The organism is Nocardiopsis exhalans, from assembly GCF_024134545.1.
GTDB lineage: Bacteria > Actinomycetota > Actinomycetes > Streptosporangiales > Streptosporangiaceae > Nocardiopsis > Nocardiopsis exhalans.
In genome coordinates this window covers 1,185,685-1,210,801 of the sequence record NZ_CP099837.1, presented here as the reverse complement: position 1 = coordinate 1,210,801, position 25,117 = coordinate 1,185,685, and the positions used below count along the sequence as shown (strand labels likewise).

The following is a 25,117-nucleotide window of genomic DNA, read 5'->3' as shown; positions in this document are numbered from 1 at the left end:
GCGGCGGGGAGCGGGCGGACCGCCCAGTACCCCGCCGCCCCTTGACATCACCAGCCGGTCGCCTGGCGGAGTTCCTTCTCCAGGACCGGAGCGAGGGTCCGTGAGAAGGTCGCCGTCATATGGGTGGCGTCACTGTAGACCATCACGTTGCCCAGGACCGCCGGGCACTCTCCGTCGGGGCACACGTTCCCGGTCAGATCAACGAAGGTGACGTTGTCGGGAACATGGTCGAGCTCCTGGGTGGGATCGACCCGTTTCTGGGTGCGGTAGGCGGACTCCACGCACTCTTCGGGGTTGCGAGAGCCGAGGCAGTCGGGGACGCTCTCGCTCCTGCGGGGTAGGTCCCGAATCCCGATGACGTCGATGCTCATCTCGTCGAGCTCCTCCCAACGCTCGACGAAGCCATCTTGCACGACTTCGCCCGCAGCTGTGGCGCGGGTGGAGGAGGTGACCACGACGTCGGGACGGATCCGATCCAGTTCGGCCATCGCCTCCTCGCGCCACTGCAGGCACTCGTTGAAGATCTCCCCGTCACGCTTGGGCGGGTCCGTGGAGAGCTGGCATCCGCTCTTGGTGATGTTCACCAGGCGCCACCCCGCTTCCTCCACGATCTCCAGCAGCGGGGGGAACCAATGCGCCGTGCGCGAGGCGCCCACCAGCGCGATGACGTGCTCCGACGACTCGTCTCCGAATTCACACACGATCGCGTTCGCACCGGAGAGCCGTGCGTCACAACCGTCCGCGTAGATCGACGGGACGTCCGCTGGGCCCGCCGGGTCCGGGTAGACCGGTGCCGCGGGAAGGGCCGCGGCCATCTCAGCGTCGACCAGCACCGCCGCTCCCGGGTAGTTACCGAGGTCGGAGGCCAACTCCTCCAGACGCCGCTGCTCCATGTTCTGCGTGACGGACCACAGGCCCGTCGCCACGAGGACCGGGGCCATGAAGCCTGCGGCGATCCCCCAGTTCCAACCGTTTCCGGGCCGCTTCGGCGTGAAGCGCTCCACACGGTCGGTGACAAGCTTGTTCGTGATCCAGGCCAGGACGAACGACGTTCCCAGTACGTAGAATCCCCCGGTCAGACTGGGCATCGTCCGCTCCGTCACCTGGAGGTAGAACACCAGCACCGGCCAGTGCCACAGGTAGAGGCTGTAGGACAGGTCCGCCACCACGGAGAGTGGACGTGACACCAGCCAGCGGTCGACAGCCCACTTGCTACCAGTGGTGCCCGCCAGGATCACCAGTACCGCCGCCCCGGTCGGCCACAGGGCCACGTACCCCGGGAACATCGTGGAGACCGGGATCAGCGCCCCGCACAGGACCAGTGCCGTCAGGCCGAGCCAGCCGAGCACGATCCGAAGCCGCCTCGGCAGGTCGAGGTAGGGCAGAAGGAGGGCGAGGAGTCCGCCCAGGGCGAGCTCCCACAGACGGGCACCGGTATCGAAGTAGGCCCAGCGCTGGTTCGCCTCCGTCACGATGACGGAGTAGGTGAGCGATGCTGCAAAGAGGGTGCCCAGAGCGCCCATCAGAACCCGGCGCGTGTCCCACCCCACACGGGTCGCGAGCAGGACCGCAAGGGTGATCAGAAGCGGGGCGATGACGTAGAACTGCCCCTGGATGGACAACGACCAGATGTGCTGCAACGGGCTGGCGTCGTCGTTGTTGGCCAGATAGTCCACCGAGTTCAGGGCCAGGGCCCAGTTCTCGTAGTAGAGGGCGGAAGCCACGACTTCGCTCAGGACGTCGCGCCAGCGGGACGCGGGCAGCCACAGGTAGGTGGCCACCATCACCCCGGCCAGGACGATCGCCATGGTCGGTAGGAGGCGTTTGGCCAACTTGGACCAGAAGGCCAGGAAGCCGATCCGCCCCCGGCGCTCCACGGACCGGACCAGAGAACCGGTGATCAGGAATCCGGTGACCAGCAGGAACACGTCCACGCCACCGGAAACCGTGCCGAACCAGATGTGGTAGACCGCCACAAGCATGACCGCGACCCCGCGCAGGCCCTGGATCTCGGGGCGGTAACCGCCTCCGACGGGAATCTGGCGCTTCGAAAGAGGGGCGGCGGAGACAGCTTCCTTCACGCTGTGCTCTCCCGTCTGTGGCCAGGAACGCGGGTCTGCCATGACTGCGACATGCACCTTCACTGTGAGTAAGGGTTGCCGGGGGGCGTCGCCGGGCACGACGGCCCCCGGGTTCCGCGCGGTTAGCGCGGCGGGATCTCAGAGAACAGACAGGCCCTCACGTGCGGTCAGGTCGACGCCTTCGTCCTCGGACCGGCGTAGGACGCCCCGGGTGTCCAGGAGCAGCCGCGCGTACTCGGTGAGCAGCTTGGGCCGGTACTCGCTGTGGTCGGTGAGCAGGACGGTCAGGTCGGCGTCGGCCATCGCCTGCTCCAGGTCGGTCGAGCGCGGGACGTCCACCCCGTCCACCTGCCAGGACTCCACGTGCGGGTCGTGGTAGGTGAGCGTGGCGCCCTTGGCGGCGAGCTTGCGGGCCACCGGTCGGGCGGGCGACTCACGCTGGTCGGCGATGTCGGCCTTGTACGTCACGCCCAGCAACAGGACCTTGGACCGCGAGAGAGCGAGACCGGAGTCGTTGAGCAGCTCCTGGGCGCGCTGGGTCACATAGGCGGGCATCCGCCCGTTGATCTCCTGGGCCAGCTCGACGAACCGGAACGGGTAGCCGAGGGTCTTGACCTTGTAGGAGAGGTAGTTCGGGTCGATGGGGATGCAGTGACCGCCCACACCCGGACCGGGATAGAACGCCTGGAAACCGAACGGCTTGGTGGCCGCCGCCGCGATCGAGTCCCACAGGTCGATGCCCAGCTCCTGGCAGAACACGGCCATCTCGTTCACCAGGGCGATGTTGACGTGCCGGTAGGTGTTCTCCAGCAGCTTGGCCATCTCGGCCTCACGAGTGCCGCGGGTGCGGACCACGGTGTTCACGAAGTGCTCGTAGAAGGCGGCGGCCGCCTGACCGCACTCCTCGGTGAGCCCGCCGACCACCTTCGGGGTGTTGGCCACGCCGAAGGTCGCGTTGCCCGGATCGATCCGCTCGGGAGAGAAGGCGAGGTGGAAGTCGGCCCCGGCGACCAGACCGGACTCCTCCAGCAGCGGCCGCACGACCTCCTCGGTGGTGCCCGGGTAGGTGGTGGACTCCAGGATCACCAGGGTCCCCGGGGACAGGTGGGCGGCGATGGCCTTGGAAGCCGACGTGACCGCGCCCAGGTCCGGTCCGCCCTCGGGGGAGAGCGGGGTGGGTACGCAGATGACGATGGTGTGCGCCGTGGCCAGGCAGGCCGGGTCCGTGGTCGCGCTGAACCCTTTGGCCAGCATCGAGTTGACGTCATCGGAGGACAGGTCGTCGATGTGCGACACGGCTTCGTTGAGGCCGTCGACCACTCGTGTACTGACGTCGAAACCGGTCACCCTCAGTCCTGCTGAGACGGCCTCGGCCGCCAGAGGTAGACCGACGTAACCGAGGCCGAGGACGACCAGGTCTGAGCTCGTCTCTTGCTTCTCCACCAAGTTCTCCTTACAGAAAGTCTCAGAACACGGAACACGTGACGTACGAACCGTCAACGGATAGACCAGAGTGTCGCGGTGGTCGGAACACTCACCCGCGACCACGGGCGGTTCCACGCGTCCGCGACGGCGCGGGCTTCTCCCGCCGGAACGGAACCAGCGCCAAATGGGCGTCGTGTTGGCCGCCCGTAGGCCAGGCGAAGTGTTTGAGGAACGTGCCCAACCGCATCGGTGCCCGCTTGACCCGCAGGGAGAGACCGCTTCGGGGCCCGACGAAATAACTGGTCACCTTCCGGGCCCGGGAGGTCCTCCGACCGAACCTGACCAGGGTACGGACGTCTTCTCCCACGTCGGTACCGGGAGCTCTCCTAGAGCCCAACCGGGTCCGCCAGCTCACCCCGCGATCCTCGAGCTCCAGGTACAGGTCCCAAACCCCGAGGTCCGGTCCTGAGCGCAGGATCACTTCGATGGGGGGCAGAGCGACCTCAAAACCCACCGCCTCATCGCACTGCCGAGCATTCCACTCAGGGTTGCGGCGCCCTGCGGCGTCGACCGGAACACAGGGCAGACGGTATTCGGTGCCACCACCCCTTTCACGCACCAGGAGCGTCGTTCGCGCTCCAGGCGAGGGCGGGCACCGGTCCGGCCGGACCGTTCCGGCCAACTTCAGTGCCGCTCCCGACCACTTCGCCTCGGCCAGGTAGTGGCCCAGGACGAGTTCGTCCGTGACGTCGAAGAAATCGTCCGGAACACCCACGTCGGGATCACGGAAACCGGGGTAGCAGGCGAACACGCGACCGTTCTCGACCGTGGTCTCCCAGGGTTCCTCGTCGAGTTTGAAACGCATGGCCCTGATCGCCTCATCCACCTTGCCGAGACGGATCAGCTCCAGCCGGAACCGGTCGTTGGCCGGCAGTCCTTGAAGGACCCCTTCAGCGCACCATTCACGGACGAAACCCTGGAAGACCGCGAACGCCTCCGCGCGAACCTCCGGGTCCTCCTCCAAGCCGAGGTGTTCCAGGAACTCTCGCTGTTCGCTCTGGAAGTGCCTGCGGAGCAGGAGGTCGCGGTCGGGCCCTTCGGGGACCTCGGCGGGGACCAGCTCGAACATGGCCCGTAGGAAGGGGAGGCGACGGCGGGCCCCGCCGGGGCGGCGGGTGTTGTTCTTGCCGTCAGCCCGCAGATCCGCGTAGTAGCAGTCGTAGCCGCCCACTACCGAGATCCGTTTCGCCCTCAGGTAGGCCATCGCGACGAAGGGCTGGTCCTGTCCCACTGGAAGGTCCGTACGGAATCGCAGACCGTGTTCCTGGAGGAACTGCTTCCGGAAGAGCTTGAGGGGGTTGAGCGCCCAGTAGACACGCGACTCGAACAAGGGTGCGTCCGGTTGGTCCCGACCGAACATGCTCTTGGGCACCGTGCGTCCGCCCGCGCCGACCATCTTGCCGAGGACGATGTCGGAGCCGTGCTCGGTGGCCATGGCCAGCATGCGCTCCAGGGCCTGCTCCCCGAGCCAGTCATCAGCGTCGAGGAAGAAGACGTACCGGCCCGAGACCAGGTCCAGGCCGGTGTTCCGCGGCCCTGCGGGCCCGCCGGAGTTGTCCTGGTGGACGACCCTGAGCCAGGGCCTCGTAGCGGCGAGCCCGTCGAGTTCCGTGCCAGTGCCGTCGGTGGACCCGTCGTCCACGACGATGCACTCCAGGGCGGCGGTCCCGAGCGTCTGGCGTTCCACCGATTCCACGCAGCGTGTGACCAGATCACCCGCGTTGTAGGCGGCGACCACCACGCTTACCTCGGGTGCCGCGCTCACCGAGCCCCCACCGGTACGTCCTCGTCGCTTCGCGACCGCTTCCGAACGTGGAGGTCGGTGCGCTCGTAGAGATCGTCCACGGCCGCGGTGAACCTGGTCAGGGCACTCGGGACGTCCGGCCCCAAAAGGTAATCCTTCAACTCATGGCGCTCGTCGAGCTTGGGGTCCTCGCCTGTGAGGGCCGCCAGCGCGCCTTCCAGGCCGGAGGCGTCCGGGGCAAGCAGGTAGGAGGCCCGGCTCGTCGGATGCTTCTCCTTGAACTCCTCCTCGGAGATGCCCTCGCAGTTGGTGATCGCGTAGGGCTTTCCGCTGGCGATGAAGTCGGCGACGACGCTGGAGATGTCACTGATCAAAAGATGTGACGCGTTGAAGCAGGAGTAGAGGGTGGGTGCGGAACCCTCGATCACCAGGTGGAGGCCATCATCGACGCGGGACCAGAAGTCCTCGTCCTTGGCAGCGGTAGGGCTCGGAGTTCCCGTGCGGCCACCGGCCTTCCTGTTCGCCTCGTTGATGAGGGACACGATCCGCTTGTGGGAGTGTTTGGCCTCGGCACTACGCCTACCGGTGAAGGGGTGGGGCTTGTAAACCACGCGTACCGGGGACGACGACCGAAGGAGGGCGCTGACCAGCGCGGGGCCAGCCGTGATCAGGGAGGTGTTGCCCGGTTCGTCCGTCCATCCCTCCCACGTGGGTGCGTAGAGCACCGTCTTGGTCTCCCCCTCGGGAGCGGTCCTAAGGATGGGGGCGAGCTGCGGGCGCCCAACCTCCACGATGTCCTCGTCACGGACGCCGACCGCGGCTCGCGCGTAACGGTCGCGACCGGCCCGGCCCGCCGTCCACACCTCGTCGTAGACCTTGCTGAAGGGGTTGACGCTGGCGACCTTGTCGCTGTCCCCGTGCCCCACGAACACGTGCCGCATCCGTGAATTGCGGAGCATGTGGATGTTCTTGCCGGTGTTGGCGGGGTAAAGGGCGACCCTGGCGTCCTCGAAGTCCAGCATCATCAGGTCCACTGCCTTGGGTACGCACAGCACCGGCAGCGTGGTGGAAGCCAGTTCGTTCGCGACCTTGCGCTCGCGCAGGACCACCAGGGAACGGCGGGGCAGCTCCTCGAGCGTGCGCAGCCACATATTGACCTGGTAGGTGGAGTCCCCGGAGCCGCTGAAGTACAGAACCACCTCGGGGTTGTAGGAGGACAACCACTCCTGGGACCGGTTCATCAGCGCCTCCTTGCCGGAGAAGCGCCTGGATTCGAGGTACCCAAGCGCCACCACGCCGCTGAGCGCGAGGGCCGCGAGCGCGCAGAGCACTCCACCGACCACGCCCAGCAGGTTCATGTCCCATAGCGCCGCGGCCGTCAGGCCCGCGACCAGCGGCAGTTCGCACAGGAAAACGAACCGTCCGGTGTTTGTCTGCGCCGATCCCCAACGGGGCTCGTCCGCCGCCTTGCCGGGCAGGTCGATGTTTCGGGTCTCCACTGCTGGCTGGAGGTTGACGGAAAGGTGGGCCACAGCACTGATGAGTACCTTCGAACCGACCAGGACCGCGACGGCCAGGAGCAGCCACCCGCTCACACCCGTGACGAGGCACAGGCCGAGCAGCAGGGCGGCTCGCACGAGGAAGCGCGGGTCCGGACCGGCCCCGATGCCCTTCAGCAGAGTCCAGATCCGCTGGGATCCGCGTCCGAGGAAGGCCTCCCCGATGTGGACGAGGAGGAAGAGGGCGAAGAAGAGCAGGGGGGCGTCCATGATCAGGGCCACTGCAGCGCCCAGGACACCCAGCCCGAACAAGAGAAGACCCAGGAGGGAGCCGCGTTCGTTGCGCATCAGATCTGTTCCCCGTTTCGCACCGGGTCTTCGCGTCGGACATCGATGACGTGGCCGGTCAGGCCCGAGAGCAGCACGTCGACGGAAGTACGGGCGACCTCTTCCGAACTGAGCAGGCTACCTGCGGGTTCCTGCCCGAAGGCCTTGGTCCGCATGGGGGTCTGGGTGCGTTCGGGGTTGATGCAGTTGATCCGCACCCCGTCTTCGGACCATTCGTCGGCGAGTGCTTGGGTCAGGTTGACCGTGGCGGCCTTGGTGGAGGAGTACAGGCTGTACTCAGCGCGGCCCCGCGTGTAGGAGCTGGAAGTGTAGAGCAGCAACTGCCCGCCGGTCCGGGTCAGGTAGGGAAAGCAGGCCCGGGCGATGTTGACCGGAGCCAGGTAGTTGACCCGAAGTGTCTCCTCGATCTGCTCCGGATCGGTCTGGTCCAGTCGACCGATGCGCAATACCCCGGCGGTGTTGACCACGAAGTCGATCCGGCCGGTGGCCGAGTGGGCCTGTTCCAGGGCGCCGGCCACGTCGTCGGGGTTGGCGACGTTGGTACGGGTGGCGCTGCGCGAGTAGCGGAAGACCCGGGCGCCGTGTTTCTCGGCGAGGTCGGCGACCCCGGCACCGATGCCGTAGCTGCCACCGAAGACCACCACGGTCTTTCCGGACAGTTCCCGGATGTAATCCTCTTCGGAATACTCGGGGGTGGCGGAGGTAGCGAGTTGGAAGAGCTTGTCGGCGATGAAGATGTCGACCGGCTGGGTGACCTTCATGTTCTGCTCTTCGCCCGTGACCACGTGGATGGGCACCTGGGGGGTGTAGCGCAGCACCACCGAGCAGTCGTCAGTGGCCGTGAAACCGGCGTCCTGCCATGCTTTGGCGTAGGCGGCACGGATCGTGGAGAGGCGGAATGCCTGTGGGGTCTGCCCGCGGCGCAGCCGGGAACGGATGGGCACGTCGGTGATGAGGTCGTCGTCAACCTCGATGATGGTGTCCGAGGAGGGGATAGCCACGTCGACGGCGTGGTGGGTTTCCAGCGCGGTGACGCAGTCGTCGATGATCCGCTGGGAGAGCATGGGTCGGACGGCGTCGTGGAAAAGGACGTTGGTGTTGTCGACCGCGTAGTGGGACAAGGCGTCCAGGGCCAGTTGGGTGGTGGCGTTGCGGGAGGTACCGCCGGGCAGGATCCGGCTGACCTTGGTCAGCCCTGCCTTGCGGACGATGGCTTCCGCGTCACCCACGAAGCCGGGGTTCATCATGACGATGACCTCGTCCACCCTCTCGGCACGCTCGAAGACGGTCAGCGTGTGTTCGAGGATCGTCTTACCAGCGATCTTGAGCAGCTGTTTGGGCGTCGCCAGACCGATGCGTTGACCACTGCCCCCAGCCAAAACCACGGCAACAGTTCGAACGGCCAAGCGGGGAGCGGGCCGTGCGTCAACGGTTGTGGACAAAATAATCTCCAAGGGAGGAACTCACCGCACAGCTCATCGAAGAGGGCCCCGGAAGAACTCCACCGAGCGGGCACACATCCGCGAGCGCTACGCGAAGAGACACCGACATTCCAAATTCGTCACGACTGCATACCAACCAGGAGTCTTAGTGGCCGCGCCCACTCAAGCCATGCGCCCACTGCGCACTGCCTCGGGAGCATCGGCTCAACCCAACCCAGCCGTACGTCGCGGCGCAGGCCACTGGGCATCCTTGAAAAAGACGCGCGAAGTTCTCATCCGGTTTGCATGGCTTGGCGAATAATAGTACTTCGCGTTCGCATTGTTCCCCACGTCACCATCGCAGAGCTGAGACCAAACCATGCCCCAACAGCCGATACACCCTGCGGGACAGCGAAGGCAGACGCACATGTGAGCCGCAGCACTCTACGCGCACCTCGGGATACGCATTCACAGAGATTTCATCTCAAATCGGCAACAGAGGCTGCCCCGGTGGCAGGCCGGTCCCGGCCTCTCCTGATACTGGACCGGCGGGGAATTCTCCCTTGGACGCCGACACAACCTTTGACCGGCGCACTGCAAGAGCCGCCGGACCCGGCGGGCCCTGCCTTCACCTTCTTCGAGCCCGAGGCTGTTTTGTGTCCGATCCTGCCCTGAACCGCTTCTCCGACGCCGTCACGTCGCCCGTGGGCGTGCCGAAGAACCGCCACCGCCCCGACATCGAGGGGCTGCGCGCCGTCGCCGCCCTGCTGATCGCCGTTTACCACATCTGGTTCGGCACGGTCTCCGGCGGCGTCGACGTCTTCCTGCTGCTCACCGGCTTCCTCATCACGGGATCACTGGTCCGGGCGATGGAGCGCGACGGGCGCATCGACTTCGCGGCGTTCTGGACCAAGCTCGTCAAACGGCTGTTCCCTGCGGGCGCGGTCGTACTCGGCGCCGCCCTGCTGATGACCTACCTGTTCTTCCCGCGCTCGCAGTGGATGGCGGTCATCGACGACGTGCGGGCGTCGGTGCTCTACTACGGGAACTGGCACCTGGCTCTGGGCGCGGTCGACTACATGGCGGAGAACGCCGCGGCAAGCCCCGTCCAGCACTTCTGGTCGCTGGCCGTGCAGGGGCAGTTCTACCTGCTGTGGCCGCTCCTGATCACCGCCGCCGGGCTGGTTGCCGTATGGCTGGGCGCCCGGGTGCGCCACGCCGCGCTGGTGGCCGTGGGGTCGGTGTTCGCGGTCTCCTTCGGCTACTCGCTGTGGATCACCTCCACCGAGCCGGTATGGGCCTACTTCGACACCGGCGCGCGCCTGTGGGAGCTCGCGCTGGGCGGTCTGCTCGCTCTGGTCGTCCACCGGGTGAACCTGCCGAGCCGACTGCGTCTGGTCGCCGGGTGGCTCGGCCTGATCGCGCTCGTCATGTGCGGGTTCGTGATCGGCGACTCCCTGCCCTACCCGGGGTACGCCTCGCTGTGGCCGACTCTCGCCGCCTTGCTGATCATCCTCGCGGGCGCGGGTGAGGCCGCCAACAGCCGTACTTCCGCGAACCACCTCCTGGGCCTGCGCCCGCTGACCTGGCTGGGCGGACACGCGTACACGCTGTTCCTGTGGCACTGGCCGGTGCTGATCGTCTACTTGGAGCTCACCGACCGGGTCAAGCCATCGCTGACCGGCGGTTTCCTGGTGCTGGGCGCCTCGTTCGCGGCGGCGCTGGCCACCAGCTGGGTGATCGACGGCGGGGTCAACCGGGTCACCCGCAGACTCCGCACCCCGAGCTGGTCGCTCGCGGCCGGAATCATCTTCATCATCCCCGTACTGGTGGCGGGCGCCCTGTGGGGCCAGTCCATCGAGCGCGACCGGCAGCTGCGCACCGAGCTCAGCTCCAACCCGCTCGCCTACCCCGGCGCGGCCGTCCACCTGGACCAGAACCTGGCCGAGAACCTGCCCGTGCTTCCGGTCTACCCCGACACGACCACGGTCGCCCGGGACACCATCGACCAGACCCGCGAGTGCAACACGCTGATCGATGACCCCGAGGTGACCACCTGCGAGTTCGGCGACCTGGATTCGGACTACACGATCGCCCTGGTGGGCAGCTCACATGTGCGGCACTGGTTCCAGGCCCTGGAGACCCTGGCCGAACAGCACGGGTGGCGTCTGGTCACCATGACCAAGAACGCCTGCCAGTTCAGCGCCGAGATCCAAAACTACCGGGGTTCGGAGTACCAGGAGTGCACGGAGTGGAACGAGGGCGTCATGGACGAGCTGGCCGAGCTGCGGCCGGACACCGTGTTCGGCCTGGCCTCGCTGACCGTCAAGAGCGACAGTAAGGAGGAGCACGTACCCGAGGGCTTCGTGGAGCGCTGGCGCCAGCTCGACGGCATGGGCATCGACGTCGTCGCGGTCCGGGACACCCCCCGATTCGACTTCAACGTCCCCGACTGCACGGACCGCAACAACCCCTCGGAGTGCTCGGAACCGCAGTTCGACTCGATGTTGGAGCGGCCCCCCTTCAAGGACCTCACCAACGTCCCGCACAACACCCGGTTCCTGGACCTGACCGACTACCTGTGCCAGGACGGCGTCTGCCCTGGTGTGATCGGGAATCAGCTGGTGTTCTACGACCACCACCACTTCACCTACGCGTTCTCCCAATCCCTGGCCATGGTCATGGAGCCCTACCTGCTGGAAGCGATCGGGCACACCCTGCCCGAGGACGAGCTCACCCTGTTCGACATCGCGATGTCTGACCAGGAGAACGAGCTAGTCCCTGCCGCCGCCGAGGAGAGGGACGGCTCCACCCTCTGATCCGGCTCGGTAAAGGTTCAGGCCGACAACATAGACGTCCAGCCGGCGAAAGCGCGGCAGCCGCCCTCACAGCCCTCAAGCCAGCATCCGGTGCAGCCCGTTCAGGTGTGTGAGGGAGTCATGCTCCCGCAGTTCCGCGTAGTGGGGGTGTATCGGCGTCAGAGTGCCGATTCAGCTTCTCCAAGCACGGGGGGGGTTGGCCGTGGGGTCTTCGTCGCCCCAGTCGCTCAGATTGGTCAACGTCCCCTGAACCGTCGCTCCTGTCCGGGGACGAGTTCGGGTTCGTCCCTCTCCCCGTACTGCTCCACCGCCAAGAGCATCATCTTCTCCGCGTAGGATTCCGCGTCCCGCGCGGAGAGACCGTCATGCGGAGGACCGGTGCGTTGGGAGGTCTCGAGATCCGGAACGTGTCCGGGCACGACAGCGTGGAGGAGCTCGCCTGGCCGAGGATGCGTCGCTGCGCCGCCCGGTGCGGATCCCCTCTGGCCGAGTCAGGGGCGGAGCAACCGCTCCTGTTTCGTGATGTTGTTCGGCAGGCGGTGCCGCAGACGGAGTAGGACACCTGTGCCAGTGAACAGGTCATCTTGCTTGTGGCTCCGCGTCCCTACCCGATAGCGATGGCCAATACCTACTCGACCGCCCTGCCCCTGGTCTCCATCGACCTCACTCCCGGACCACGTAAGGCCGAACCAGGGCGCCCGCAACCTCATCCGGGTCTGCCCAGTCGCACGCTTCCCGGCACTGCTCGCAAGCTCCCACCGCCGAGGTGCCGAAGACAGCTGGGGCCGAATCGGTTCGGTTCTGGTCGGGGCCCCGATCACCTGGCACAAGGAGTCAGCCGACTTCCTTGAGCGCCTGATCTCCTGAAGTGTTTGACCTGAAACGAGGCCTCCCATGGACATGACCACCGCGCAGTGGCGCAAGTCCAGCTACAGGAACCCCGGGGGCCCGCAGTGCGTGAAGGTCGCGGAGCTACGTGGTATGGCCGCTGTCCGCGACACCCAGAACCGCGAGCTGGGACACCTCACTTTCCAGAGCACGGAGTTGTCCCATCTGCTGAGTACTCTTCAGCACTGACACGATCGGACACTCTGTTCGATCTCACCATGCGCGACTGGCAGACACGGAAGGGCGGTCACGATCCCAGGGGGGTCGTAACCGCCCTCCTCACATTCATCGGCGGGGGTCAGGAAAGCTCTCCGCGCAGGGCTCGGGCGTGGAGGTTGTGGAGGCGCTCCACCCAGTCCTCGTGGGCGGGCGGGTGGAAGTGGTTGCGCTCGCCCCAGTCGCGGTTGGGCCTGCGGAAACGGGCGGCGCGGACGTCGGCCAGGGTGCCGAAGAGGCCGCTGTCCTCGAAGACGGCGTTGCCCTGGCGCGGGCCCACCCCGAACTCGGTGAGCACCAGGGCGGGCACCCGGTGGGTGAGTGCTTCGAGGACGGCCGTCGAACCCGCGGCGACCAGGCCGCGGGCCCGGTTCAGCTGGTCGGCCAGTGGGCCCGAGCGGAAGTTCGGGGCGCGGTCGCCGACCCTCCCTTCGGCCAGCAGAGCGTGCCAGGTCGCCATGAGCTCCGGGCTGGCGTTCTTCTCCCGGCCCAGGTGCACGACCACTTCGAGGTCGGGGCGCTTCGCGGCGAGTTCGGTGAGGGCCAGCAGGAGGTGCCTGCGGCCCTGTTCCGTGTCCGGGGTCCCGGGGTGGGCCGCGTACACCACCCGGTTCCTGCCGGTGCCCTGCTCGGCCTCTCGGGCTCCGAGGGGCAGGCTCGACAGCCCCACCTCGCCCCTGGTGCCGAGTTTCTCACCCAGGGCCCTGTAGTCGGCGACCTCACGGTGGCTGTGCGCCACGACCAGGTCGACCCGGGAACGGTGTAGCCATTCCCCCTCGACCGCGGGTACCGACAGGGCGGGCAGGGCGGAGGCCACCACCGGGCGGTAGCGGCGGAACACCGATCTCAGGGACCAGGAGAGGCTTTCCACGAGCGGGCCGGAGCAGTTGAGCAGCACGGCGTCGGGGCGGCGGCGTCGGACCAGTCGGCGGGTCTGCCTCGTGGTCAGGACCGGAACGCGTAGACCGGCCTGCCCGGTGCCCTCGGTTTCCTCCCGGATACGGGCGGGGGAAGGGGTGCTGCCAGTACGGACGACGACCAGTCCCACGGTGGTCCCGGGCCAGCTGAGGCGGTCGAGCATGGCGACGCTGAGCCGGACCCGTTCCACGGAGTCGGCGACCGCCAGAACCGTGAGAGCGCCGGGGCCGGGGCGCCTCCGTGTGGGAATGAGCGTCACGAAGCCGTCTCCTTGGCGTTCGGGGTGAAGGGTCCCAGGCTACACACGGGCTGTGAACGCTACGGAACTCCCGGAACGCCGACGGCGGCCGTCCCCCGGGGACGGCCGCCGTCGGGCTGGGGAGGGCTACTCGCCCTTCCAGACGGGGGCGCGCTTCTCGGCGAAGGCGATTGCCCCCTCCATCGCGTCCTGGCTGACGAACACGGGGCCCGCCAGCTCGTTCTGCCTGTCCCACATCTGGTCGCTGGACCAGTCGTCCGAGGCCTGGATGATCTCCTTGGAGACCTTCAGGGCCAGCGGACCGTTGGGGGTGATGCGGGCGGCCAAGGCCTTGGCGCCTTCGAGGGCGCCGCCGCTCGCGGTGATCTGGTTGACCAGACCGAGGTCGGCCAGGCGCTGGGCGTCGACGAAGTCGCCGGTGAGGGCGAACTCCATCGCGATGTTGCGCGGGATGCGGTGCTGCAGGCGCAGCAGGCCGCCCGCTCCGGCGACCAGGCCGCGCTTGACCTCGGGGATGCCGAACTTGGCGTCGTCCGCGGCCACGACCAGGTCGCAGGCGAGCACCGCCTCGAAACCACCGGCCAGGGCGTACCCCTCGACCGCGGCGATCAGCGGCTTCTTCGGGCCGCGCTCGGCGAAACCGCCGAAGCCGCGCCCCTCGACGACCGGGACCTCGCCCTTCATGAAGGCCTTGAGGTCCATCCCGGCGCAGAAGGTGCCGCCCGCGCCGGTGATGATCGCTACGTTGACGTCCTTGCGGGCGTCCACGTCGTCCAGCGCCTCGGCGATCTGGGCGGCTACCGCGGCGTTCACCGCGTTCTTGGCCTTGGGGCGGTTGATGGTGATGACGGCGACGCCGTCATCGGCGGTGTAGAGAACCTCGTCGGACACGGTGTCCTCCTACTTCGGGGGCATGCGCAGGCCGCCGTCGATGCGGACGACCTCGCCGTTGATGTAGCTGACCTCGAGCAGGGTCCGGGCGAGCTTGCCGAACTCGGCGGCGGTGCCCAGGCGCTTGGGGAAGGGCACCGGAGCGGCGAGCTTCTGCTTGAACTCCTCCGAGCCCGGGCCGTCGCCGTAGATGGGCGTCTCGAGGATGCCCGGGGCGATGGTGTTCACGGTGACGCCGATGGCGGCGAGGTCGCGGGCGGCCGGGAGGGTCATGCCGATCACGCCGCCCTTGGAGGACGAGTAGGCGATCTGGCCGATCTGGCCCTCGATGCCCGCGAGGGAGGCGGTGTTGAGGATGGAGCCGCGCTCGCCGTCCTCGTTGACCGGCTCGGTCTTGGCGATCTCGGCCGCCGCCAGACGGAGCACGTTGAACGTGCCGATCAGGTTGACCTGGATGACCTTCTGGTAGCTGTCCAGGTCGTGGGGGTTGCCGTTCCGGTCCACCGTGCGGGTGGCCCAGCCGATCCCGGCGCAGGACACCGCGACGCGGAAGGGCTTGCCGGTGTCGGCGGCGGCCTGGACCGCGGCCTTGACCTGGTCCTCCTGGGAGACGTCGGTGGAGACGAAGACGCCACCGATCTCCTTGGCGACAGCCTCGCCGCGCTCGGCGTTGAGGTCGGCGACGACGACGGTGGCACCGGCAGCGGCGAGTTCCTTGGCGGTGGCCTCACCGAGGCCACTCGCGCCGCCCGAGACGAGGGCGGAGATTCCGTTGAGATCCATGTGCCGCACTCTACCGAGGATGTGACCCACGCACTAGAACCGGGTTCGGTTAATCGCGAATAGTCCCGTGACCAGCAGCGATCGAAGCGCGAAAACGGGTATGACCAAAGCACCCCGCTCTGTCGTCACACAGCGCTACCTTCCTGTCATGCGAAGAACAGCGACACTAGAGTGGGCTCAGGAATCGACCCAGGAGGATTCGATGGCCGATCCGCTCCCCGACTGGTTCATGCCCCCGGCTGAGGGTTGGACCGCCGACGACATGGACCACCTCCCTCCGGAAGCCCCCCGGATGGAGCTCATCGACGGAGCGCCCATCGTGATGTCCCCCCAGACCCGGTTCCACAGTCGTGTCATCAGGCGGCTGACCAACGCGTTGGAGGAACAGGCGCCTACCGGACTCATGGCAGACGAGGAACTGACCACCACGCTCGACAAGCACCAGCGTCCCGAGCCGGACATCGTCGTCTACAGGGACCGCGAGGCCGAACAGGAGGACTGGTACGAGGCAACCAGCATCCCTCCGGAGGACGTGGTTCTCGTGGTGGAGGTCGAGTCACCCGAGTCCGTCTTTCGCGACAGGGAGGTCAAGCCCGGAAAGTACGCCGCGGCAGGCATACCCCACTTCTGGCGCGTGGTCTGGGAGAACGGGAGGGCGGTCGTCCACGTGTATGAGCTCGACGCCACGACAAGGGGCTACGTAGCCATGGGGATCTTCCGCGATCGGCTGGAACTCCAGGTGCCCTTCCCCATCGAAGTTAACCTGAAGAAGCTCGTCAGGAGTTAGCTCACCAGCGAGCCCTCCCCAGACGCTGCTGTCGGCGGCGGCTGCGGCCCCTCGGCAGGGCTTCGCGGGCGAGGTCGGCGGCGCCGATCATGCCCGCCTCGTTGCCCAGGGCGGCGGCGACCACACGGGCCTCCGGGCGGTAGCCGCGGCCGGTCAGGCCCTTGGCGAAGGCGCTGCGGGCAGGGCCGAGCAGCAGCTCCCCCACTTCGGAGACCCCGCCGCCGATCACGAACAGCTCCGGGTCGAAGGCGGCCGCCAGGTTGGCCAGGCCCACGCCCAGCCAGCCTCCCGCGTCTTCGAGGAGTTCGCGGCAGGCACGGTCGCCCTTGCGGGCCAGTTCGCTGACCAGCGGTCCGGTGATGAGTTCGGGGTCGCCGCCCACGGCCTGGCGCAGCACCTCGGCCACCGGAGACTCCGCGGCCACCAGTTCGCGCGCCTCGCGGGTGAGCGCGTTGCCGCTGGCGTACTGCTCCCAACAGCCGCGATTGCCGCACTCGCAGCGGTGCCCGCCCGGGACCACGGTCATGTGCCCGAACTCGCCCGCCAGACCGTAGCGGCCGCGGTGCAGAGCGCCGTCCAGGACGATCGCGCCGCCGATCCCGGTGCCCAGGTTCACCACCACGACGTCGTCCACGCCCCTGGCCGCACCCGCCCGGACCTCGGCCCAGGCGGAGGCGTTGGCGTCGTTCTCCACCACCACCGGCAGGCCCAGGCGGACCGACAGCGCGTCCCGGAGCGGTTCCTCCCGCCAGGACAGGTGCGGGGCGAACAGCACCCGGGAGCGGCGTTCGTCGACGAACCCGGCCGCGCCCACCCCCACGGCCCGCACCCGGTACTCCTGGCGCAGCTCGGACACGACCGCGACGATCGTGTCCTCCACCACCGAGGGGCTCTTGCTTCTCTCCGGGGTCTCGGTGCGCAGGCGCGCCAGCACCCGGCCGCCGGAGGTGACCACACCGGCGGCCACCTTGGTCCCGCCGATGTCCACCCCGATGGTCAGGGAGTGCCCGTACCGCGCGTACGTCATCATGTCCGCTCCACTCCGCCGCCCCGAGGGGTCGGTCCCGGGCCTTCGACCCTAGGCAGAGCCCTCCCCCAGGGGTGCCCCACCACACCGTTCACACACGAAAACGCGCACCCGGGCCGCTCGGTGCGAAAGTGCACGGCGTGCCCGGGTGCGCGTGAAAAGCCTCGGTTCTAGCCGAGCGCGGAGCGGACCACCCCGGCCAGGCGCTCGGCCACGGCGGTGGCCTGCTCCTGCTCGGGGGCCTCCACCATGACGCGGACCTTGGGCTCGGTCCCGCTGGGGCGGATCAGCACCCGGCCGGTCTCGCCCAGTTCGGCCTCGGCCTCGCGCACGGCCGCGGCCAGCTCCTCGGACTCCGCGGCGCGGGCCTTGTCCACGTCGGGGACGTTGATCAGGATCTGCGGCAGGCGGGTCATCACCTTGGCCAGCTCGGCCAGGCCCTGTTTGCGGTGGGCCATCGCGGCCAGCAGGTGCAGGCCGGTGAGCAGGCCGTCGCCGGTGCTGGCGTGGTCCAGCAGGATCACGTGGCCGGACTGCTCGCCGCCCAGGCCGAACCCGCCGCGCTTCATCTCCTCCAGCACGTACCGGTCACCGACCGCGGTCTCCACCACGGTGATGCCCTCGCGCGCCATCGCGAGCTTGAGGCCCAGGTTGGACATGACCGTCACCACGAGGGTGTCCTCGACCAGACGCCCGGCGTCCTTGGCCTCGGTGGCCAGGATCGCGAGGATCTGGTCGCCGTCCACCACGTTGCCTTCGGCGTCCACCGCCAGGCAGCGGTCGGCGTCGCCGTCGTTGGCGATACCGGCGTCCGCGCCGTGCAGGCGCACCGCCTCCTGGAGGGTGCCCAGGCTGGTGGAACCGCAGCCCTGGTTGATGTTGTGACCGTCGGGCCGGTCACCGATCGCGATGACCTCCGCGCCCGCCCGGCGCAGCGCTTCGGGGGCGACCGTGCTGGCCGCGCCGTTGGCGCAGTCCATGACGACCTTGAGGCCCTTGAGGCTGTGCGAGAGGGAGTCCAGGACGTGCTTGGTGTAGAGCTCGACGCCGTCGTGGGACTCGGTGACCCGACCGACCGCCTCGCCCACGGCGGGGGTCGAGGGGACGCCGAGCATGCCCTCGATCTCCTCCTCCAGGGCGTCCTCGAGCTTCTGCCCGCCCTTGGCGAAGAACTTGATGCCGTTGTCCGGGGCCGGGTTGTGGCTCGCCGAGAGCATCACGCCGAAGTCGGCGCCCAGGACACCGGTCAGGTACGCCACGGCCGGGGTGGGCAGCACACCGACCTTCACGACGTCCACGCCGGTACTGGCCAGACCCGCGACGACCGCGGACTCCAGGAACTCACCGGACGCGCGCGGATCGCGGCCCACGACCGCGAGCGGACGCCGGTCCTCATCGGCGGAGGCCAGGACCCGCGCCGCCGCGATGGACAGTTCCAGGGTGAGCGAAGCGGTCAGGTCTCGTCCCGCGAGACCGCGTACGCCGTCGGTTCCGAACAGCCGAGCCACAGGCTTTCAGCCCCTTTCGAAAGCGGCGCCGGGGAACCGGCGCCGGTGAAGTTCAGCGTGGCGGAGAGAGCCACCGTGAAAAACCAAAAGCCCGTACGCCGCCCCGACAGCGGGGACGACGCACGGGCGAAAGCTCAGCCGAGCAGATGCCGGCGCATGAGCATTAGCGCTTGGAGAACTGCGGAGCCTTGCGCGCCTTCTTGAGACCGGCCTTCTTCCGCTCGACCTCGCGGTCGTCACGGGTGAGGAAACCGGCCTTCTTCAGGGTCGGGCGGTTGTTCTCGGCGTCCAGGGTCGCCAGCGCACGGGCGATGCCGTGACGCAGGGCGCCGGCCTGGCCGCTGGTGCCGCCGCCGTCCAGACGGGCGAAGACGTCGTAGGCGCCGTCGAACCCGAGGGAGACGAACGGGTCCTTGACGGTCTGCTGGTGGACCTTGTCCGGGAAGTAGACGTCAAGCGGCTTGCCGTTGATCTTCCACTCGCCCGAACCGGGGGCGATGCGGACGCGGGCGACGGCCTGCTTGCGACGACCGGTGCCGGCGCTGGGGCCGGAGGCGGTGGGGACGTAGGCGGCGTCAGTCGCCTCGTCCGACTCGCTGGTGTACTCGGAGGGGAACTCCTCCGGGTTGTCGGCGATTTCCTGCTCGACGTTCTCGATGCCGGTGGGCTCGACCACGGTGATCCTCGTGCTTCCTGTAAAAGTCTGCGAACGCCTAGGCGGGCTGCGCGATCGTCTTCATTTCGAACGGAACCGGCTGCTGGGCCTGGTGCGGGTGCTCCGCGCCGGCGTACACCTTGAGCTTCTTGGCCATCTGGCGGCCGAGGGAGCCCTTGGGGAGCATGCCCTTGACGGCCTTCTCGATGGCCCGCTCGGGGTTCTTCTCCAGCAGGTCGGCGTACGCGATCGAACGCAGACCACCGGGGTAACCGGAGTGCCGGTAAGCGCGCTTCTGGTCGAGCTTCTTACCGGTCAGCGCGACCTTCTCGGCGTTCACGACGATGACGAAGTCGCCGGTGTCGATGTGGGGCGCGTAGTAGGGCTTGTGCTTGCCCCGAAGCAGCGTGGCGATCTGGCTCGACATACGCCCGAGCACGAGATCGGTCGCGTCAACAACGTGCCACTGACGCTGGACATCGCTTGGTTTGGGGCTGTATGTGCGCACGATCGTTTGCCTTCGCTCTTCAGTCGGCTGCCCCATCCCGAACGGGATGGTGGACTCGTATTACGGAACACCCCAACGGGTGCGGGGCCGGGAACAGCCGTCGCGGGTGCGGGGCTGCTACTTGGCCGGATGTCCCATGTCCAATCAGGACGACCCGGTCGTGAGTGCGCAGACGATGGTGCGTGGATCGGCACCCAGCTTCGGGAGTTTGGGGCCCACGGCAACTCAACGCACAACGACGAAATATCCTACCTGTCTACCCTAACGCAGGTCAAAGCGCGCCGGGTCGACTGGTGGGATTTCGTCTGGCGGGAAAGCGCCGGGACGGGTTCACATCCGTGACCTCTCCGCCTTTTATTATGCCCGTTGTCGGGAGTGCTTCGTCCTGCTCCCGCCCGCGCGTTGGTTACCCTTGCACCGAAAGGCCACGCTCCGCCCGGTATCACGGGCGATGACGTGAGCTTTGGAGACGCCCGTCACGGTCGCCGGAACACGCCGATCCGACACGGACGCCACCGCGCGGACACAGGCCACGGGCCCGGCGCACCGCGGCCCAGTCCCACCCTCAGAGCCTTCGGAGACTCCCATCAGCACCCATCCGAACCCGCCTCAGTACGGCCCAGACGGACGACCTCTCCAGCCGGAGGGCGGCGAAGGTCCGGACCTGCTCGGGTCGCCCTCCCAGCCTGAGGGCCAGCCTCCCACACCGGGCCCGCAGCAGCCGTTCGGCACGCCCGGTGCGCCCGGTGGGCCAGGGATTCCCGGCGCGGGCCCCTCCGGACCGCAGTTCCCTCCGCACGCCGGACCGAGCGGCCCGCAGGCGCCGCAGCCCCCGCAGGGCTTCCCGCCGCCCGGCCAGTTCCCGCAGGCCCCCCAGGGCGGGCAGGGTCCCCAGGGTGGCCCGGGCCCCCAGGGAGGCCAGAATCCCCAGGGAGGACTGGGCCCGCAGGGCTTCCGGGGCCCACAGGGCCACCCGACGGCACCGAGCGGACCGCAGTTCCCTCCGCACGCCGGACCGAGCGGCCCGCAGGCGCCGCTGCCGCCCAACACCCCCCAGGCACCCCAGAACGCCCCCCGGCCGGGCGGCCCCCTCCCGGGCCCTCCCAGCGGCCCGACCGGCGGCCACCCCGGCATGGGACATCTCACCCAGAGCGGACCGAACATCCCGCCCGGCGCGCCCCAGGGCCCCCCGCCCGGCGCCCCGAGGCCGGGGCTCGCGCAGGGCGCCCCGGTCCCGCCGCACATGCGGGGCCGTCCGCCGCAGGCGCCCCCCGGCCAGCTCCCGGGCCACCCCGGACCGCCCCAGGGACCCCCGCCCGGCGGCCCGCAGGGCACGCCCACCGGCGGTCAGCCGCCGATGCACCAGCAGATCCCGCCCCCGCCGAACTCCCTCCCGCCCGGTGGTCCCGGCGCGCCCGGAATGCCGCCGCACGGAGCGCCCGCCGGAGCCCTGCCCCCCGCGGCCCCTGGCCACCAGCCTCCGCGGCCCGCGCCGCCCCGGCCCGCGGAGGAGCCGGTCTTCCCGCCCGACGCCATGGGCGCGACCCAGAGCCTGAACGCGGTCCCCGCCGCCCCTTCCGGACCCGCCGCGCGTCCGCTGTACCGCGACGAGGTGCCCGAGGACGCGGGCGCCGACACCGCGCAGTTCGACGTCCAGCGCGTCCAGGACGACTACGACGACTATGACGATTACGACGACTACGACGACGGCTACCCGCAGCGGCCGTCGAAGAAGCGCGGCATCCTCATGGGCACGGCCTTCGTCGCCCTGCTCCTGATCGCGGGCGGCGGCGCCTTCTACTTCGCCAGCGGCGGCTTCGGCTCCGGCGGCGGGGCCAACGCCGTCACCGTCGCGGACGAGGGCAGCGACCCGGGCACGCTCTCCCCGGACAGCCTGTTCCCGGAGTCGATCGAGATCGAGGGCCAGGGCACGTTCAGCCGCGTGGCCGTCGACGACAGCGAGGACTGCTCCGAGGGCACCCACGGCGAGTACGGCCAGATCCTGGCCGACAACGACTGCCGCCAGCTGGTCCGCGCCTCCTACCTGAGCGAGGACCAGAACCACGCCGTCACGGTGGGAATCGCGGCCATGCCCAGCGATGACGAAGCCGAGACGGCCATGGGCGCACAGGACCTGGTCGGCGCCCAGTGGTTCGCCGGGCTCCCCGGCGAGGAGGGCACCCCCGCCGAGCGCCTGGGCTACTCCGGCGGCCACGGCAGCAGCGGCCAGTGGGGCCGCTACCTCCTCTTCGCACTGTCCGCCAACAGCGACGGCAGCGGCGACGCGGAGGAGGACGGCGCCAACGCCACCGAGCTGCGCGACATCGGTGAGGGCTTCATCGACACCGCCTACGACGCCCTCGCCGACGACCGGGCCTGACCCCTGGCCCGGGCACTCCGCGGCAACACACGAAAACGGTGCCACCCCGGTTGTCCACAGCCTGTGGGCAACCGGGGTGGCGCCGTCTCGCGTGCTGACCTCTCATCGACCTCGGGAGACTCGGTCTCCGCCCGTATGCCCCTAGGCGCCGGTCCCCTACCCGCGGTGCCCCTTGCAGGGCAGCTCCCGTACCCGTCGCGTCAGGTTGGCCCGCTCCGCCAGCTCCTCGTCCGCCGGATACCGGACCTCCTCCAGGCTCAGCCCCTGCGGACCGACCACGTGCACCGACGAATCGCGCACAGCCGCCCCCAGAACCCGGCCGGGCCACTCAACCTCGCGCCGCCCGTCCCCCACCGCCAGGAGGGCGCCCACAAGCGCACGCACCATGTTGTGGCAGAAGGCGTCCGCCTGGATGGTCCCGGCGATCAGGTACTCGCTCTCCCGGATCCACTCCAGCCGCAGCAGTTCGCGAATGGTCGTGGCACCCTCCCGCTTCTTGCAGAAGGCCGCGAAGTCGTGCTCCCCGACCAGCAGCGCGGCGGCCTCGTTCATCCGATCCACGTCCACCGGGTGCCGGTGCCACAGCACGTCCCGGCGGCGCAGCGGGTCCACGCCGTGGGGCGCGTCGCTGATCCGGTACACGTAGCGTCGGAACAGCGGCGAGAAGCGCGCGTCGAAACCCGGCGGAGCCAGCCGCACCCCGTTCACCCGCACGTCCTTGGGGAGCACCCCGGCGAGCCTGCGCAGTACCCGCTCCCCCTCGCTCTCCCACGTGGTGAGCGGGATGTCCGCCTGGGCCACCTGGCCGCGGGCGTGCACCCCCGCGTCGGTACGCCCGGCGCACGCCACCGAGACCTCGGGCAGCCGTAGCACCCTGGCCAGGGCCGACTCCAGCTCACCCTGCACAGTGCGCCGGGTCGGCTGGGTGGCCCACCCGGAGAAGTCGGTGCCGTCGTAGGCGATCTCCATCCGCAGCCGGACAGTCGTCTCCTTCTCGGACGCCTCGCTCACGGCCGTAGCCTTCTCGTCCATTCCCACCTCGTCCATTCGCGCCCCTCGTTCAGGCCCACCCGGGAAAAGAAGAGTGCCCGGCCCCCGCAGGGGTCGGGCACTCCATGAGCGTGTCGCGCGGGCCGGGGCCCTGAGCGCGTCAGCGCTACTTGCTCTCGGTCTCCGAGCTCTCAGCCTTCTCCGCGGCAGCCTCGGGGGCCTCGGCGGCCTCCTCGGTCTTGGCCTCGGTGGCCTCGGCCTCGACCGGCTCCTCGACGGGAGCGGCAGCCGCGGCGGCCGGAGCGGCGGGGGCGCTCAGCGCCTCGACCAGCTCGATGACCGCCATCGGGGCGTTGTCGCCCTTGCGCGGACCGATCTTGGTGATACGGGTGTAACCACCGGAACGGTTCTCGTAGCGCGGACCGATCTCGGTGAAGAGCTCGTGCACCACGGACTTGTCCGTGATCTTGGTCAGCACCTGACGACGGGCGTGCAGGTCACCGCGCTTGCCGAGAGTGATGAGCTTCTCGGCGTACGGACGCAGGCGCTTGGCCTTGGCCTCCGTGGTGCGGATCCGGCCGTGCTGGAACAGCGAGGTGGCGAGGTTCGCCAGGATGTGCCGCTCGTGAGCGGGCCCGGAACCCAGACGGGCGCCCTTGGTAGGCGTGGGCATGGTGTCGTTCTCCTAGTGATGCGGTCCACGGCCGCACTCGGCCGGGGACCTTGGGGCGACGAAGGTTAGTACTGCTCCGTCTCGACGAAGGACTCACCCTCGTCGTCCTCGGAGCCGTAGGAGTCGGCCGCGGTGCTGGGGTCGAATCCGGGCGGGGAGTCCTTCAGGGACAGGCCCATGTCGATGAGCTTCTGCTTGACCTCATCGATGGACTTGGCACCGAAGTTGCGGATGTCCAACAGGTCCTGCTCGGAGCGGGCAACCAGCTCACCAACGCTGTGGATGCCCTCACGCTTGAGGCAGTTGTAGGACCGGACCGTGAGGTTGAGGTCCTCGATCGGCAGCGCCAGGTCCGCCGCGAGCGCGGCGTCCGTCGGCGACGGGCCCATGTCGATGCCCTCGGCGTCGACGTTGAGCTCACGCGCCAGACCGAACAGCTCGACCAGGGTCTTGCCCGCGCTGGCCACGGCGTCACGGGGACGGATGGCCGGCTTGGTCTCGATGTCGACGATCAGGCGGTCGAAGTCGGTGCGCTGCTCGACTCGGGTGGCCTCGACCTTGTAGGTCACACGCAGCACCGGCGAGTAGATGGAGTCGATCGGGATCCGACCGATCTCCTGGCCCTGCTGCTTGTTCTGCGTCGCCGAGACGTAACCGCGGCCGCGCTCGACCGTCAGCTCCATCTCCAGCTTGCCCTTGCCGTTCAGCGTGGCGATGTGCAGGTCGGGGTTGTGCACCTCGACACCGGCCGGCGGAGCGATGTCCGCGGCGGTCACCACACCGGGGCCCTGCTTGCGCAGGTACATCAGAACCGGCTCGTCGTGCTCGGAGCTGACGACCAGGCCCTTGAGGTTGAGGATCATCTCGGTGACGTCCTCCTTGACCCCGGGCACGGTGGTGAACTCGTGCTCGACGCCCTCGATGCGGATGCTCGTCACAGCCGCACCGGGGATGGAGGACAGCAGGGTACGCCGAAGCGAGTTACCGATGGTGTAGCCGAAGCCCGGCTCCAGCGGCTCGATGACAAACCTCGAGCGCAGGTCCGAGACGACTTCCTCGGCGAGCGTGGGACGCTGTGCGATCAACATGGTCCGTGTCTTCCCTTCCACATGGCCGCCCGCTATTTGACGGCCACCGGATGGGCACCTCCGGATCGGTGGTGCCCTCTACTCGGATTCCTACCCTGCCCGCGCGGCCCCAGACAGGGGCCGCGGCGGGCGCACCACGGGGCACCCGC

General features: G+C 68.7%; 21 protein-coding genes. 4 read left to right on the top strand and 17 right to left on the bottom strand.

The features are described 5' to 3' along the window. Positions 1–47: 47 nt before the first annotated feature. The 5 genes from NE857_RS05480 to NE857_RS05460 all read right to left on the bottom strand — a co-directional run bounded on the left by NE857_RS05480 (position 48) and on the right by NE857_RS05460 (position 8,542). Positions 48–2,081: an acyltransferase family protein gene (locus NE857_RS05480; protein WP_254420044.1), complete on the bottom strand. Its 2,034-nt coding sequence runs from the start codon at positions 2,079–2,081 to the stop codon at positions 48–50. Between the two features lie 138 nt (positions 2,082–2,219). After that, a complete protein-coding gene (locus NE857_RS05475; protein WP_254420043.1) occupies positions 2,220–3,524 on the bottom strand; it encodes a nucleotide sugar dehydrogenase in 1,305 nt (434 codons plus the stop codon). A 91-nt stretch (positions 3,525–3,615) separates the two neighbouring features. Beyond that, positions 3,616–5,331 (bottom strand): glycosyltransferase family 2 protein, encoded by a 1,716-nt coding sequence (locus NE857_RS05470; protein WP_254420042.1) that lies wholly within the window; start codon positions 5,329–5,331, stop codon positions 3,616–3,618. Continuing rightward, positions 5,328–7,157 (bottom strand): CDP-glycerol glycerophosphotransferase family protein, encoded by a 1,830-nt coding sequence (locus NE857_RS05465; RefSeq protein WP_254420041.1) that lies wholly within the window; start codon positions 7,155–7,157, stop codon positions 5,328–5,330. Before NE857_RS05465 ends, NE857_RS05470 begins: the two co-directional genes overlap by 4 nt. Beyond that, positions 7,157–8,542, bottom strand: coding sequence for a bifunctional cytidylyltransferase/SDR family oxidoreductase (locus NE857_RS05460; protein ID WP_254420040.1), 1,386 nt, complete (start codon positions 8,540–8,542; stop codon positions 7,157–7,159). Before NE857_RS05460 ends, NE857_RS05465 begins: the two co-directional genes overlap by 1 nt. Positions 8,543–9,234: 692 nt before the next feature. On the opposite strand from NE857_RS05460, the gene NE857_RS05455 reads away from it, so the two are divergent. Further along, positions 9,235–11,397 (top strand): acyltransferase family protein, encoded by a 2,163-nt coding sequence (locus tag NE857_RS05455; protein WP_254420039.1) that lies wholly within the window; start codon positions 9,235–9,237, stop codon positions 11,395–11,397. A gap of 75 nt (positions 11,398–11,472) precedes the next feature. Here the strand turns inward: NE857_RS05455 and NE857_RS34460 are convergent, their stop codons facing one another. After that, positions 11,473–11,529, bottom strand: coding sequence for a hypothetical protein (locus NE857_RS34460; protein ID WP_363319944.1), 57 nt, complete (start codon positions 11,527–11,529; stop codon positions 11,473–11,475). A 762-nt stretch (positions 11,530–12,291) separates the two neighbouring features. On the opposite strand from NE857_RS34460, the gene NE857_RS05450 reads away from it, so the two are divergent. Continuing rightward, positions 12,292–12,474 (top strand): DUF397 domain-containing protein, encoded by a 183-nt coding sequence (locus NE857_RS05450; RefSeq protein WP_254420038.1) that lies wholly within the window; start codon positions 12,292–12,294, stop codon positions 12,472–12,474. 109 nt (positions 12,475–12,583) lie between these two features. Here the strand turns inward: NE857_RS05450 and NE857_RS05445 are convergent, their stop codons facing one another. The 3 genes from NE857_RS05445 to NE857_RS05435 form a co-directional block, all read right to left on the bottom strand. Further along, positions 12,584–13,678: a DUF6716 putative glycosyltransferase gene (locus NE857_RS05445; protein WP_254420037.1), complete on the bottom strand. Its 1,095-nt coding sequence runs from the start codon at positions 13,676–13,678 to the stop codon at positions 12,584–12,586. A gap of 126 nt (positions 13,679–13,804) precedes the next feature. Continuing rightward, complete coding sequence (locus NE857_RS05440) at positions 13,805–14,569, bottom strand: crotonase/enoyl-CoA hydratase family protein (protein ID WP_254420036.1); 765 nt, start codon at positions 14,567–14,569, stop codon at positions 13,805–13,807. Between the two features lie 9 nt (positions 14,570–14,578). Continuing rightward, complete coding sequence (locus NE857_RS05435; RefSeq protein WP_184369283.1) at positions 14,579–15,352, bottom strand: SDR family oxidoreductase; 774 nt, start codon at positions 15,350–15,352, stop codon at positions 14,579–14,581. 202 nt (positions 15,353–15,554) lie between these two features. Here NE857_RS05435 and NE857_RS05430 point away from each other — a divergent pair, with 202 nt between their 5' ends. After that, a complete protein-coding gene (locus NE857_RS05430; protein ID WP_254420035.1) occupies positions 15,555–16,139 on the top strand; it encodes a Uma2 family endonuclease in 585 nt (194 codons plus the stop codon). A 1-nt stretch (position 16,140) separates the two neighbouring features. Here the strand turns inward: NE857_RS05430 and NE857_RS05425 are convergent, their stop codons facing one another. From NE857_RS05425 to NE857_RS05405, 5 genes are all read right to left on the bottom strand, one after another. Further along, positions 16,141–17,169, bottom strand: a complete 1,029-nt coding sequence (locus tag NE857_RS05425) for an ROK family glucokinase (protein ID WP_254420034.1) — start codon at positions 17,167–17,169, stop codon at positions 16,141–16,143. Positions 17,170–17,336: 167 nt separating this feature from the next. Then, on the bottom strand, positions 17,337–18,674 hold the full coding sequence (gene glmM, locus NE857_RS05420; protein WP_254420033.1) for a phosphoglucosamine mutase: 1,338 nt from the start codon (positions 18,672–18,674) through the stop codon (positions 17,337–17,339). 163 nt (positions 18,675–18,837) lie between these two features. Then, entirely contained in the window at positions 18,838–19,350 is a 513-nt protein-coding gene (gene rpsI / locus NE857_RS05415; protein ID WP_017578617.1) for a 30S ribosomal protein S9, read from the bottom strand. 37 nt (positions 19,351–19,387) lie between these two features. Next, on the bottom strand, positions 19,388–19,837 hold the full coding sequence (rplM, locus tag NE857_RS05410) for a 50S ribosomal protein L13 (RefSeq protein ID WP_026116168.1): 450 nt from the start codon (positions 19,835–19,837) through the stop codon (positions 19,388–19,390). A gap of 565 nt (positions 19,838–20,402) precedes the next feature. After that, positions 20,403–20,810: a hypothetical protein gene (locus tag NE857_RS05405; RefSeq protein WP_254422181.1), complete on the bottom strand. Its 408-nt coding sequence runs from the start codon at positions 20,808–20,810 to the stop codon at positions 20,403–20,405. A 159-nt stretch (positions 20,811–20,969) separates the two neighbouring features. Here NE857_RS05405 and NE857_RS05400 point away from each other — a divergent pair, with 159 nt between their 5' ends. Continuing rightward, the gene (locus NE857_RS05400) at positions 20,970–22,217 is read left to right on the top strand and encodes a hypothetical protein (protein ID WP_254421874.1); all 1,248 of its coding nucleotides are present in this window, start codon (positions 20,970–20,972) and stop codon (positions 22,215–22,217) included. 156 nt (positions 22,218–22,373) lie between these two features. Here the strand turns inward: NE857_RS05400 and truA are convergent, their stop codons facing one another. From truA to NE857_RS05385, 3 genes are all read right to left on the bottom strand, one after another. Continuing rightward, positions 22,374–23,264 (bottom strand): tRNA pseudouridine(38-40) synthase TruA, encoded by an 891-nt coding sequence (truA, locus tag NE857_RS05395; RefSeq protein WP_254420032.1) that lies wholly within the window; start codon positions 23,262–23,264, stop codon positions 22,374–22,376. Positions 23,265–23,373: 109 nt separating this feature from the next. After that, positions 23,374–23,880: a 50S ribosomal protein L17 gene (gene rplQ / locus NE857_RS05390; protein ID WP_254420031.1), complete on the bottom strand. Its 507-nt coding sequence runs from the start codon at positions 23,878–23,880 to the stop codon at positions 23,374–23,376. Between the two features lie 65 nt (positions 23,881–23,945). Further along, positions 23,946–24,968: a DNA-directed RNA polymerase subunit alpha gene (locus NE857_RS05385; RefSeq protein WP_017578622.1), complete on the bottom strand. Its 1,023-nt coding sequence runs from the start codon at positions 24,966–24,968 to the stop codon at positions 23,946–23,948. Positions 24,969–25,117: the final 149 nt, after the last annotated feature.